General features: G+C 57.7%; 9 protein-coding genes. 4 read left to right on the forward strand and 5 right to left on the reverse strand.

What is annotated here, in order from left to right:
- Positions 1–206: 206 nt before the first annotated feature.
- Complete coding sequence (locus ACIROW_RS09660; RefSeq protein ID WP_116436894.1) at positions 207–782, forward strand: flavodoxin family protein; 576 nt, start codon at positions 207–209, stop codon at positions 780–782.
- Positions 783–862: 80 nt separating this feature from the next.
- Here the strand turns inward: ACIROW_RS09660 and ACIROW_RS09665 are convergent, their stop codons facing one another.
- On the reverse strand, positions 863–1,783 hold the full coding sequence (locus ACIROW_RS09665; protein ID WP_402274970.1) for a sulfurtransferase: 921 nt from the start codon (positions 1,781–1,783) through the stop codon (positions 863–865).
- 215 nt (positions 1,784–1,998) lie between these two features.
- Here ACIROW_RS09665 and dnaE point away from each other — a divergent pair, with 215 nt between their 5' ends.
- The 3 genes from dnaE to ACIROW_RS09680 all read left to right on the forward strand — a co-directional run bounded on the left by dnaE (position 1,999) and on the right by ACIROW_RS09680 (position 7,889).
- The gene (gene dnaE, locus ACIROW_RS09670; protein ID WP_402274617.1) at positions 1,999–5,457 is read left to right on the forward strand and encodes a DNA polymerase III subunit alpha; all 3,459 of its coding nucleotides are present in this window, start codon (positions 1,999–2,001) and stop codon (positions 5,455–5,457) included.
- Between the two features lie 62 nt (positions 5,458–5,519).
- Positions 5,520–6,521 (forward strand): glycosyltransferase family 8 protein, encoded by a 1,002-nt coding sequence (locus tag ACIROW_RS09675; protein ID WP_402274620.1) that lies wholly within the window; start codon positions 5,520–5,522, stop codon positions 6,519–6,521.
- Between the two features lie 105 nt (positions 6,522–6,626).
- Positions 6,627–7,889 carry an O-antigen ligase family protein gene (locus tag ACIROW_RS09680; protein WP_402274622.1) on the forward strand — a complete coding sequence of 421 codons (1,263 nt, stop codon included), beginning with the start codon at positions 6,627–6,629 and terminating at the stop codon, positions 7,887–7,889.
- A 33-nt stretch (positions 7,890–7,922) separates the two neighbouring features.
- Here ACIROW_RS09680 and ACIROW_RS09685 read toward each other — a convergent pair whose 3' ends face one another.
- Genes ACIROW_RS09685 through msbA form a run of 4 tightly spaced genes read right to left on the reverse strand, consistent with a single transcriptional unit; the run spans position 7,923 to position 12,898 of the window.
- Positions 7,923–8,966, reverse strand: coding sequence for a glycosyltransferase family 9 protein (locus ACIROW_RS09685; RefSeq protein WP_402274625.1), 1,044 nt, complete (start codon positions 8,964–8,966; stop codon positions 7,923–7,925).
- A 46-nt stretch (positions 8,967–9,012) separates the two neighbouring features.
- A complete protein-coding gene (locus ACIROW_RS09690) occupies positions 9,013–10,023 on the reverse strand; it encodes a glycosyltransferase family 8 protein (protein ID WP_402274628.1) in 1,011 nt (336 codons plus the stop codon).
- Entirely contained in the window at positions 10,020–11,132 is a 1,113-nt protein-coding gene (locus tag ACIROW_RS09695; protein WP_402274630.1) for a glycosyltransferase family 9 protein, read from the reverse strand. The genes ACIROW_RS09690 and ACIROW_RS09695 overlap by 4 nt, the downstream gene beginning before the upstream one ends.
- A 29-nt stretch (positions 11,133–11,161) precedes the next feature.
- Positions 11,162–12,898 (reverse strand): lipid A export permease/ATP-binding protein MsbA, encoded by a 1,737-nt coding sequence (gene msbA, locus ACIROW_RS09700; protein WP_402274632.1) that lies wholly within the window; start codon positions 12,896–12,898, stop codon positions 11,162–11,164.
- Between the last annotated feature and the right edge of the window lie 17 nt (positions 12,899–12,915).

Raw genomic sequence — 12,915 nt, forward strand, 5'->3', positions numbered from 1 at the left:
TTGTTTAAATTTTTTGAATGAGATATCTAAAATACGGTGCTTATTCTGCGGCACGTCATTGGATATAGTGTAAATCAGCACCAAAAAATTTGTATGAAATCAACGCAAGTACTGCACAAACGCTCTGCGGGGCGTTATGCTCGCCGATGCAGCAAGCGTTCGCTGGTTTTTCCATCGGTTTTTACTCACACAACAAGGAAATCAACATGAGCAAAGTCGCCATCGTTTACCACTCCGGCTACGGTCACACCAAGAAACAGGCTGAAGCCGTCCAGGCCGGCGCTGCAGCGGCCGCAGGCACCACCGTCGACCTGATCGCCATCAACGCCGAGGGCAACATCACCGACGCCGACTGGGCTACGCTGGATGCCGCCGACGCTATCATCTTCGGCTCGCCGACCTACATGGGCTCGGTGTCCTGGCAATTCAAGAAATTTGCCGACGCCACCTCCAAGCCATGGTTTACGCAAAAATGGAAAGACAAGATCGGCGCCGGCTTCACCAATTCGGCGACGATGAACGGCGACAAGTTGTCGACCCTGCACTACCTGTTCACGCTGGGCATGCAGCAGAGCATGATCTGGGTCGGTACCGGCCTGATGCCTTCCAATTCCAAGGCGGCCCAGCGCAATGACATCAACTTCGTCGGTTCTTTCTCCGGCCTGATGGCGCAAAGCCCATCGGACTCGTCGCCGGAAGAAGGTCCGCTGCCGGGCGATCTGGAAACCGCCAAACTGTTCGGCAAGCGCGTGGCGGAAACCACGGCGCAGTTCAAGAAGTAAGCAGTCCGTTTCAGGTTGCACCCGGCACACAAAAAAGCCCACCGTGAGGTGGGCTTTTTTGTGTGCCGGAGCCGGCTGAATCAGTCTGCGGAGGCAGTCGCTGCTTCTGCTGCGGTAGCGGCCTCCGGCGCGCAATGCGGACACGATTTACCCGGCACATAAGCCGGCGACAACTGCTCGCGCGGGGTCACCACGGCACGGCAGGCGAAACACTGCGCGGTCTGGGTTTCCTGCAATTGCGGATTGAGCGCGGTGCGGTAGTCAAAGACGAAGCAATCGCCCTCGTAATGCGCGCCGCCGACTTCTTCAAAGTACTTGAGGATGCCGCCTTCGAGCTGGTAGACGCTGTCGTAGCCGATGTTCTGCATGTGGATCGCAGCCTTTTCGCAGCGGATGCCGCCGGTGCAGAAGGTCACCACGGTCTTGTCGTTGAGCTCTTCCTTGTGGTCGGCGATGACTTGCGGAAACTCGGTAAATTTGCTGATGCGGTAATCGATGGTGTTCTCGAAGGTGCCGACGTCGACTTCAAAGGCGTTGCGCGTGTCGACCATGACCACCGGTTTGCCGTTGTCGTCGTGGCCCTGGTCCAGCCAGCGCTTGAGCGTCACCGCGTCGACGAAGGGCGCACGGCCTTCTTCCGGCTTGATCAGCGGATGCTTCATCGTGATGATCTCGGCCTTGAGCTTGACCAGCATGCGGTTGAACGGCTGGTGTTCGGAATAGCTTTCCTTGACCTGAATATCGGCAAAGCGCACATCGGCGCGCAGCCAGGTCAGGAAGGCGTCAATGTCGGGGCGCTTGCCGGCCAGGAACAGATTGATGCCTTCCGGGCTCAGGATGACGGTGCCGCGTAAGTGGTGTTTTTGACAAAATGCCAGGAACACCGGGCGTTGCTCCACCGTGTCGCTGAAGGTGATGAACTTGTAGGCGGCGATGTTGACGTACGAATTCTCGCGTTCTTGCGTCTGCTGAGAATGTTGCGGTTGCCGGATTTCTTGCATTTCTTGCATGATGGTATTGCCTAAGTCTTTGAATTGACAGCATTATAAACGCCCCGGGCCGGTTCTGCGATGGCCGCCGGACGCAATCTGCGCGCGCCATGATGCAGATCAAACAAGCCGGCGGCGGAATCGAGGGGGAAATGACGGGCGTCGACAAGTCCTCAAAACGCAAATTCGGGGGAGTCCCCTGTCATGGCACGGTAAAATAGCGGGCTATGACTACACCGCAATTCGTACATCTTCGACTCCATTCCGAGTACTCCATCGTCGACGGCCTGGTCCGCATCGACGACGTCGTCAAGGCGGCCGCCAAGGATGGCCAGGCCGCGCTGGCGATCACCGATCTGGCCAACCTGTTCGGCATGGTCAAGTTCTACAAGGGCGCGCGCGGCAAGGGCGTCAAGCCGATCGCCGGCTGCGACGTCTGGATCAGCAACGACGACGACCGCGACAAGCCTTCGCGCCTGCTGCTGCTGGTCAAGGACCATCACGGCTACCTGCAACTGTGCGACCTGCTCAGCCGCGCCTGGCTCACCAACCTGCATCGCGGCCGCGCCGAACTGCGCCCCGAGTGGCTGGAACAATTGCGCCACGATGAAGGCGGCAACGGCCTGATCGCGTTGTCGGGCGCGCATTTTGGCGAGGTCGGCATCGCCATCGAGAACGGCAACGTGGCGGCAGCCGAGCGTGCCGCCCAGCGTTGGAGCGAGGTTTTTCCTGGCGCGTTCTACGTCGAAATCCAGCGCGCCAACCAGCCCAACATGGAAGTCCAGGTGCGCCAGTCGGTCGCCCTGGCGGCGCGCCTCGGCTTGCCGGTGGTGGCCACCCATCCGATCCAGTTCCTGTCGCAGGACGAATTCGTCGCCCACGAAGCGCGCACCTGCATCGCCGAAGGCGAGATCCTGGCCAATGCGCGCCGCGTGCGCCGCTTCAACGAACAGCAAAATTTCAAGACCCAGGCCGAGATGGCGGAGTTGTTCGCCGACCTGCCGGGCGCAGTGCTGAACACGATTGAAATCGCCAAGCGCTGCAACCTCATGCTGACGCTGGGCAAGCCCCAGCTGCCGAACTTCCCGACGCCGGACGGCATGACCATCGACGATTTCCTGGTGGCCGAAACCAAGGTCGGCCTGGAAGCGCGCCTCAAGCATCTGTATCCCGATGAAGCCCGTCGCGAAAAGGAGCGTCCTCGTTACGAGGCGCGCCTGAAGTTCGAAAACGACACCATCATCAAGATGAAATTCCCGGGTTACTTCCTGATCGTGGCCGACTTCATCCAGTGGGCCAAGAACAACGGCGTGCCGGTCGGCCCGGGCCGGGGTTCAGGCGCCGGTTCGCTGGTGGCGTATGCGCTGTCGATTACCGATCTGGATCCGCTCGAGTACAACCTGCTGTTCGAACGCTTCCTCAATCCTGAACGGGTATCGATGCCCGACTTCGACATCGACTTTTGCCAGGAAGGGCGCGATCGCGTCATCCAGTACGTCAAGGATCGCTACGGCAAGGAGGCGGTCTCGCAGATCGCCACCTTCGGCACCATGGCGGCCAAGGGCGCGGTGCGCGACGTCGGCCGCGTGCTCGACCTCGGCTACAACTTCTGCGACGGCATCTCCAAGCTGATCCCGTTCAAGCCGGGCAAGCTGGTCACGCTGGCCGACGCCATCGAAGAAGAACCGTTGCTCAAGGAGCGGCTGGAAAACGAAGAAGAAGTGAAGCAGCTGATGGGCTTGGCCCAGCAGGTTGAAGGCATCGCCCGCAACATCGGCATGCACGCCGGCGGCGTGCTCATCGCGCCGGGCAAGCTGACCGATTTCTGTCCCCTGTACACGCAGGGCGGCGACGCCGGCGTGGTGTCGCAGTACGACAAGGACGATGTCGAAGCCGTCGGCCTGGTGAAGTTCGACTTCTTGGGCCTGACCACGCTGACGATCCTCGATCGCGCGGTACGCTACATCAAGCAGCTCGATCCGGACATGGCCGATTTCGATCTGGCTCGCTTGCCGCTGACTGACCGCGCCTCCTACGACCTGTTGACCAAGGCCAAGACCGTCGCCGTGTTCCAGCTGGAAAGCCGCGGCATGCAAGGCATGCTGAAAGACGCGCGGCCCGACCGCTTCGAAGACATCATTGCGCTGGTGGCGCTGTACCGTCCGGGTCCGATGGACCTGATCCCGGACTTCTGCAAACGCAAGCACGGCGAAAAATTCGACTATCCCGATCCCCGCACCGAAGGCATCCTGTCCGAAACCTACGGCATCATGGTGTATCAGGAGCAGGTGATGCAGATGGCGCAGGTCGTGGGCGGCTACTCGCTCGGCGGCGCCGACTTGCTGCGTCGCGCGATGGGCAAGAAGAAGGCTGAAGAGATGGCCGAGCATCGCAACATCTTCCGCGAAGGCGCCGCCAAGGACGGTTTGTCGCAGGAGAAGGCCGACGAAATCTTCGACTTGATGGAAAAGTTCGCCGGCTACGGCTTCAACAAGTCGCACGCCGCCGCTTACGCATTGCTGTCGTACCACACCGCCTATCTCAAGGCGCATCACCCCGCCGCGTTCATGGCCGCCAACTTGTCGCTGGCCATGGACGACACCGAAAAGATCAAGATCCTGGTCGAAGACTCGCTCGACGTCTGCGGCCTGAGCCTGCTGCCGCCCGACATCAATCTGTCCGACTACCGCTTCATCCCGGTCGGCGAGCCGGGCAAGAAGGCCGTGCACATCCGATACGGCCTGGGCGCCGTCAAGGGTTCCGGCCAGAGCGCGATCGAAGCCATCATTGCAGCGCGCCAGGACGGTCCGTTCAAGGACTTGTTCGACTTCGCCAAGCGCGTCGACAAGAAACAGATCAACCGCCGCACGGTCGATTCGCTGATCCGCGCCGGCGCCTTCGATTGCTTCGGCGTCGACCGCGCAGTGTTGCAGGCCTCGGTCGGCCTGGCCTGGGAAAATGCCGAGCAGATGGAAGCATCGGCCAACCAGGTCAGCCTGTTCGGCGGCGACGACAGCGACCTCGAGACGCCGTTGGAGTATGTGCAGGTGCGTGCATGGAGCGACAAGCAGCGCCTTACCGAAGAAAAGACCGCCCTCGGCTTCTATCTGTCCGGCCATCTGTTCGACGCCTACGAAAAGGAAGTGCGCCAGTTCGTGCGCACCAAGATTTCCAGCCTGGAGCCGTCACGCGATCCGCGTTCGATGGCCGGCATCATCACCGGCATCCGCGTGCAAATGACTCAGCGCGGCAAGCTGCTGATCGTCTCGCTGGACGACGGCAGCGGCACGGTCGACGTCACGGTCTACGGCGAACTTGCCGAACCGAACAAGGCCTTCTTCAAGGAAGACGAACTGTTGATCGTGCAGGGCAAGGTGTCGGAAGACCGCTTCAACGGCGGCCTGCGCATCTCGGCGGAGAAAGTCATGGACATCGGCGCCGCCCGCATCCAGTACGGCCAGCGCGTGGTGGTGTCGCTCAACAAGGGCGTCGATCCGGCGCACCTGCGCGACGCACTGTCATCCTATCGTCAGCCGCAGGGCTTACCATTCGTGATGAAATACGTGCAGTCGGGAGTCGGCTGCGAAGTCATGCTTGGGGATGCATGGCGTGTGGTGCCGAGCGATGGCCTGCAGGTGTCGCTGCGCGAGTCGTTCGGGCAGGAAGCGGTCGTGGTTGAATATTAATAAATACGGAACAAGTAAGCGATTCCAGAATAAAGGATAGTCGGCTTTACCGGCAAGAATATATGACTCAAGAAAACTCTATACAAAATATCGCTGTGACGTCGGGGGACGACGCATTACATATTGCATTCGGTGTTGATAGTAGCTATTTCCGGGGGATGGGGGTTGCCATTGCTTCCGTCATCAAGAACAACCCAGAGATGCGTTGCGTATTTCACGTTTTTGCATTTTCTGTCTCGGACGACAGTCGTCGCCGCATCGCTCAACTCGCAACGCGTTATGCCATCAACATCAATATTCATGTTCTGAATCCGGATGTGCTTGACGAATTCAGAGAATTTCCCTGTTTCGCGCAGCATCATCTTGGGACATTCATTCGTTTGTTGATTCCCGATCTTTTGCAGGGCGTGGCAAAACGCGTTCTTTACCTCGATGCCGATTTGCTTTGTCTGGGACCGATGGATGAACTGCTAAGCATGGATCTCGAAGGATGCATAGCCGCTGCCGTGCACGATCAGCTTGAGACTACCTCCAGAACGCAGATCGCGGCGCTCGGATTGCCGGTGGCAGAGTATTTCAACGCCGGAGTCATGTACATCAATGTCGCGAATTGGATTGCCCACGATACGCAAGTCAAAGCATTGACAGTTCTATCTACCCGGGAATTGGTGTTTGCCGATCAGGATGCACTAAATGTCACGTTGAATGGACACATTAAATTCATCGACAATAAATGGAATTACCGCTATCACCTGGTGGATTTCTTGAGTCGAGGACAAAAGACATTGGACGTGATCGCGCCAGTCGTGTTCATGCATTTCACTGGCCCTGTAAAACCATGGCATGACTGGTGTCTGCACGAAGCGAAAACTATTTTCATCGGCTATCAGAATTTGTCGGCATGGCATGACATGCCATTGGATCAACCCAGAAGCGCGCGAGAATTGAAGTTGTTCTCAAAGTTTCTCATCAAGCAGGGCCGGACCCTTGAGGGAATCGGTTGGCATGTGAAGTATCTCTGGAAACGTTCTGCGGTCAGCCAAAAGATGCTGAGGAAGAAATAAGAGGAAGTTGTCCTCTTGTTCAGCAAACCCGTCGCAGCGTTGTAATTGGAATAGGCGACTTGTTTGTGTGCTCACGACGTCTTATCGCCATTCTAGGAGTTTCCATTGAATTATCTGAAGCTGCCAGTCGTTATTCTGGTGACATTGTTTTATACCCTCGCTTTGGTCGTGGATCGATCTGCAGGAGTGTTTTATTCCTTGCTACTGTTGTTGGCGCTTGTTGGTATTGTTCTTCGCGCTAAGCCAGAAGAAAAATCTTTCCTTTATCTTCTCAAGGAATATTGGCCCCTCATGCTTGCCATGGCGGCGCCATTGCTCGCCGTCGTGGCGAATCAGCTATCAACAGGGAATTTCACTGGCAGGAGCTACGATACTCAGTCGCGACTGGCGGTGTTTGCATTGATTTTTTGGGCAATGCAGTTTATTCCATTCCAGTACATGAAGCAGGTGCAATGGGGACTGATAGTGGGCGTCATCCTGTCAGCGGCGAAAATTTACGTCCTCACCGGAGATGGGAAAACACGCTATGGCACGGATTTTATTCCCATTATTATCTTTGCCGAACTGGTTTTACTCATGAGCGTTTTTGTCGCTTTTTCGATTTCATGGGATACGAGTCGTCAACGGTTGTTTGCGATCTTGAAGATCGTCATATTGCTTATCGGCATTTACGTGGCTTATTTGTCGCAATCGCGAGGTGTATGGGCGACGATCCCTGTTTTTGCCGTCATCGCAGGTGTCGCTGCGAGAAATATTCGACTGTCGCACAAAATTTTCCTTGCAGTGTTGTTTGCACTTTGCGTCGGCAGTGCTTTTCAGTATGGAAGCATTATCAAAGAGAGGGTGGCCGTTGCCGAAGCGGACATCAAGCTGTACACCACCAATACCCAGGTGGACACTTCGCTTGGCATACGCTTTCAATTGTGGCGAGGATCCTGGATTCTGTTCAAGGAACATCCGGTGTTTGGTGTCGGTATTGAAGGTTATTCTGCTGCACTTGCGGAGTTGGCCGAACGCAAAATTATCAGTCCTTTTTCCGCGAGCCTCCCGCATTCACACAACGAAATTCTTTTCATGATGGTGCGGCTCGGAATTTTCGGATTGTTCGCAATTCTTGCAGTGTATTTTGTTCCGCTATACTACTTCGCCAGAGAGATTCGCCATCGCGACAACGAAATCAGATGTGTCGCTGCCATGGGCGCCGCGTTGTCGATGGGTTTTTTTACGCTGGGATTGTTCGACGTGGTTTTCTTGTGGTGGGAGTGCTATCCGTACTACGTCATCAGCGTCGCTTTTTTTCTGACGTATATCGTCAAGCGAAAAAAATTGCTGGCACAGTACGTGCCTGCAAGCGAGGTTCAGGTCTGATCGCTATCGTGCCGACCAGACTTTCTGTCGATACTAACGCTGGTCTGTCGCTGGTTTGTCGGCTATCCAGCTCTGCACGACTTCCATTACCGCAGCGGGCGTGATTGCCCGCATGCAATCGCAGGTAATCTTGTCCCGTCTGCTGCAACCAACGCATCCTGATTCAGCCAGGCAAAGATTGCTTGCGCGTCTGCCGATGGCAGCCCAGCGACCGGGGTGCATCGGACGAGTGGGTGGGAACAGCCCAAGTGTGCGTTGTCCAATTGCTGCGGCCAGATGCAATGGACCGGTGCCACTCGCGATAAGACCGTCAGCTTGATTGATGAAGCTTGTCAATTGTGCGAGGGTTTGCGTGCCGCAGACGTTGCCGACGTTCGGTAACGCGACCAGTTCAGCGGCATTTTCCTTTAACCACTCACCTTCTTTACTGCTGCCGGTAAGCCATACATGCACATCCGGCTGCATGCTCAATTCCTTTGCCAGCGCCAGATACGATTCAATCGGCCATTCCCGGCCGTGGCCGTTCGATTTTGCATGCAGGATCAGATTGAATGCATGGGGAGCAAGCAATGCGTTACTTGCGGTGTCGTAGGGGATGGTGAAGTGATAGTAGTCCGGGATTTCCGTGCGCTCGGGTATATGCTTGTCGCCGTAAGGGCGCAGAAATTCAAAATTGATCTGCGCCTCATGGTTCTCGGACAGGCCTTTGCTGAAACGCACGCGACGATTGCAATAAATCAGCTGATATATCTTTTGCCTGGCATTGCCGATGCGATGTTTAATCCCGGCCCGAAACGCGGCAACGGCGAGAGGGCGATCCGGTTGTGCGAGGATCACCGTGTCGATGTCGGAACGTTTCAGATAACCGACTAGATCGTTTTCGATATTCTCGATTTCGACGATATCGTCAATGTCGTTGCAATAACGTACCACTTCTGCCGCGTAGGCGCGGCACAGCAGGGTGATCCTGACGCCGGGATTGAGCTGCTTCAGGCGCGCGGCCATCGGCAGCGTCAGAATGACGTCGCCGATGTTGTCTTGGCGACTGATGAGTATGTGTTTGCTGGTGATGGGCATTCTATCGGCGGATCAGGTAGCGTTATTCTATGGACGAGGGTGATATTTACTTAGCCGCGCGCTTGCGCAGATACCGGATATACCACTTCAGGCTTTCCAGCGGCCGTCCCTGGCGGTACATGAAGCGCGAATGCATGCGCATCTCTTTGGTGTTCTTCGGTTCCGGGTCGAGCGGCATGTCGGCCCATGGCGTCAGCGACAGGTATTTGCGGAACAGGTGACGCGCATCGTGGCCGCTCCAGTCGGTCCAGGGTTTGACGGCCCCGGCGAAATGGACGAACACCGCCTTGCCGACCGGGCGCAACGCGAACTTGTTGACGTTGAGGTCGTGGATCAGGTCGTACAGGTAATTCCAGCGCGGCGAGATGTAGCGGGCGCGGCCGTTGAGCACGATGTTGAGCGCATCCTGGTCGTTGAAGCGCATGTCGGTCTTGCTGTCGAGCAGCGCATCCAGCGTTTGCTGGGTGATGTCCTCGCTGATCCACTTTTCGATGTTGATGAAGATCACGCCGCCGTTGAAGTATTCGTTGTGCTTTAGCTTCAGTGCTGCGACACGGCGCTGCAGCGTGACGGGCGCGTCCGGTACCACCACGGCGATGTCGCCGCTGATGTCCATGTCGACCATTTCGTCGAGCTTGTTGACGCAGAGGATGTCGGCGTCGAGATACAGCACGCGGTCGGTCTGGCCTTTCAGTACTGTCGGGATCACCAGTCGCGTGAAGATCGACAGCGAGTAATGCGAGTGGCCGATGAAATGCGAAAACTGCGTAAATGAACTCAGGTCGAGCAGATGTAATTGGGTGCTGACCGGATACATCGCTTCCAGCTGTTTGAGGCGGCGCTGGTGGTCAGCGGAAACCTCGAACGCCAGCACATGGAAGGTGAAATGCTGGCCCGGATTGTTGTCGATGATGGACGAAATGGTGCCGCCCATCGCACGAAAATAATTGTTGTCGACGCAGAACGCGATGTGGAAGGACGGCTTGCCGTTGCTGCCCACAGGTGCGGTTTGCTGGTTTTCTGGTTGATTCGCGATCTGGTTCACGGGCTGATTCATTGGATGGCTTTCAATACTTGTTCAACGGTGACGGCCTTGACCCAGTCGCGGCGGTTGGGGGCGGTGATGACGGTGCTGTTGGCGCGATCGATCGGCACCCATTCAGGATTCTTTTGGCGCATGAGCGCAATCACCGGTACGTGCACGGCGTTGGCCAGGTGCATGACGGCGGTTTCCACCGAAATGATCAGGTCGCAGCGTTCAAGTATGGCCGGCAGTTGGAAGAAATTCTCTTCGGCGCTGAACAGTTCGGTGCGCTCCAGCTGGTAGCTGTTGATCACGGAGCGCGCGTGCGCCAGTTCCTGCGGCACGGCGTTGACGATGAAGCTGCTGTCGCGCCAGGTGTCCAGCTTCTTCATCGCGATGATCAGTTCTGCGACATGCTCCAGCGGCCAACAGCGTTTTTTGGTCTTGGCGTAGGGATTGATGAACACCAGCTTGCCGGTATTGCCATCCGCCGGTTTGAAACTCCAAGCCGCCAGTTTGTCTTGCGCGTAGTCGCGCCACTGCTGCGGGATGTCAACGAAGGGGAAGCGCTCGGCTGCACCGACTTCCAGGCCGCTGAGCTGGTTGAACCAGTGCGCGTAGACGTCGCTGATGTGCTGCGGATTGGCACGGTCGACGCTGTACGGCGGGATCGACGCATTGAGCTTGCGGTAGGCCAACTGGTGATGCGGCTGGTAGAACTTGACGCGCTTCTTCATGCCGATCACCAGCCCGTCCGGGCTGATGCTGCGGGCCAGGCCGGCGTACAGGTGCGGCCGCAGCGTCGCCAGCGACACGACGATGGGATAGTGCTCGCGCTGGGCTTCTTCGATCGATTCCTGATACAGCGCCGGGCTGTACGTGCGGGTGTAGATCTTGTCGAAAAACGGGCAAGCGGCGACCCAGTCGTAGAGCGAATATTTTTCCAGATGCTTCCATTGCGCCGGATCGCTGGTGCGACGCACTTCATCGACCCACAGATGGACTTTCAGGTGCGGGTTGGCGCGTGCGAACGCCTGGAAGAAATTCTGCAGATAAGTGAAGTCGCCCAGCGCCAGGTGGGCGATGAACAGGATCTTGTCCGACTTCTTCAGCAGCGCTGGCGGGATCAGTGTCTGGGGCATGGTTGACGTTTGTTGTTTTCTCGGCGGAGTCAATCGGCTTGTTGAGAGAATTGCAGGCGGTAGAGATTGGCGTAGACGCTCTCATTGGCCAGCAATTGCTGATGGCTGCCGACTTCGACGATCTGGCCGTGCGACAGCACCACGATGCGGTCGGCGCGTTCGATGGTCGACAGGCGGTGGGCGATGACAAAGGTGGTGCGGCCTTCCATCAACTGGTCCAATGCAGCCTGCACGGCGCGTTCGGACTCGGTGTCGAGCGCGGAGGTGGCTTCGTCGAGGATCAGGATCGGCGCGTCCTTGTAGATCGCGCGCGCGATTGCCACACGTTGGCGCTGGCCGCCCGAGAGGCGCGAACCGTTGTCGCCGATGCGGGTTGCCAGTCCTTCCGGCATCCCTTCGACGACATCGGTCAGATGCGCCGCCACCACTGCCGCCTGCACGCGTTGCGGATCGGGTTGGGCGTCGCCGTACGAGATATTGGCGGCAAGGGTATCGTCAAACAGTACGGTGTTCTGGCTGACCATGGCGATCTGGTTGCGCAGGCTGATCAGCGAAATCGACTCGATCGGCTTGCCGTCGAGCAGGATCTGGCCGCCGGTGGCGGAATAGAAGCCGGGGATCAGACTCACCAGCGTCGACTTGCCGCCGCCGGACATGCCGACGAAAGCGATGGTCTCGCCTGGCTGCACGTTGAGGTTGATCTTTTGCAGCGCCAGTTGGGTATGGCCGGGATACGAGAATTCGACGTCGATCAGGTCGAGCTTGCCGGTGCTGCGCGCGTGCAGCGTTTCGCCACCGGTGCGCTCGGTCGGCTTGTCGATCAGGATATAGACCTCTTCGGCCGCCGCCATGCCGCGTTGCAGCGGACCGTTGATTTCAGCCAATTGCTTGAGCGGCGCCAGCAGCATCAGCATCGCGGTGAGGAAGGAAACGAAGCCGCCGACGGTGATCTGGCCGTTGCCCGACTGGATCAGCGCCATCACGATCACGATCGCCACCGCGCAGGCAGTCATCAGCTGCGTGATCGGTACTGTCGCCGAGAACGCCGTGGTCATGCGCATGGTGTAGCGGCGCAGATTTTCGGCGCGCTCGTGGAAGCGGCCCTTCTCATACTCATGGCCGCCGAACACCTTGATGACTTGCTGGGCGCGGGTGGTTTCTTCGATGACCTGGGTCAGTTCGGCGTTGACCGCGAGCGAATCGCGGTTGAGTTTCTTGAGGCGCTTGCCGGTGGTGCGCACGACGATGGTCACCAACGGCAGCAGCACCAGCGTGACGATGGTCAGCACCCAGTTCAGGTACAGCAGCCATGCCAGCAGGCCCAGAACCGTCAGCGCGGAGCGCACGATGGAGGTGAACACCTTGGTTACCATGTCGATGATCTGCTGCACTTCGAACATCATCGAGTTGATCACTTTGCCGACCGTGTTGGTGGCATAGAAGTTGATCGGCAGATCCAGCATGCGCGCAAACATCTGGCGCCGCAGTTCATTGAGGATGCGCGTCGACACCCACGTCATCATGTACGAGCTTGTGAACGTCGCGATGCCGCGGATGAAGAAGATGCCGATCACCGCCACCGGCACCAGCCACAGCGAGAACGCCGGTTTGCCGACGAAGCCCTTGTCCAGCAACACCTGGAAGATGTATGGCACCACCGGTTCGGTGGCCGCCGTGACGATCATGGCCAGGAACGCGATGGCGAGGCGTCTCTTGTAGGGCCAGTGCAAGGCGGCGAGCCTCTTCATGTTGTGCGACAAAAGCATGTTGTTCCTTACTGATT

Source organism: Herbaspirillum sp. NPDC101397 (genome assembly GCF_044767325.1).
Lineage (GTDB): Bacteria > Pseudomonadota > Gammaproteobacteria > Burkholderiales > Burkholderiaceae_D > Herbaspirillum.

Excerpts from the sequence above, each read along its gene's own strand:
- ACIROW_RS09660 (WP_116436894.1), top strand. The coding sequence starts at position 207 with ATGAGCAAAGTCGCCATCGTTTACCACTCCGGCTACGGTCACACCAAG.
- ACIROW_RS09665 (WP_402274970.1), bottom strand. The coding sequence starts at position 1,783 with ATGCAAGAAATCCGGCAACCGCAACATTCTCAGCAGACGCAAGAACGC.
- dnaE (WP_402274617.1), top strand. The coding sequence starts at position 1,999 with ATGACTACACCGCAATTCGTACATCTTCGACTCCATTCCGAGTACTCC.
- ACIROW_RS09675 (WP_402274620.1), top strand. The coding sequence starts at position 5,520 with ATGACTCAAGAAAACTCTATACAAAATATCGCTGTGACGTCGGGGGAC.
- ACIROW_RS09685 (WP_402274625.1), bottom strand. The coding sequence starts at position 8,966 with ATGCCCATCACCAGCAAACACATACTCATCAGTCGCCAAGACAACATC.
- ACIROW_RS09690 (WP_402274628.1), bottom strand. The coding sequence starts at position 10,023 with ATGAATCAGCCCGTGAACCAGATCGCGAATCAACCAGAAAACCAGCAA.
- ACIROW_RS09695 (WP_402274630.1), bottom strand. The coding sequence starts at position 11,132 with ATGCCCCAGACACTGATCCCGCCAGCGCTGCTGAAGAAGTCGGACAAG.
- msbA (WP_402274632.1), bottom strand. The coding sequence starts at position 12,898 with ATGCTTTTGTCGCACAACATGAAGAGGCTCGCCGCCTTGCACTGGCCC.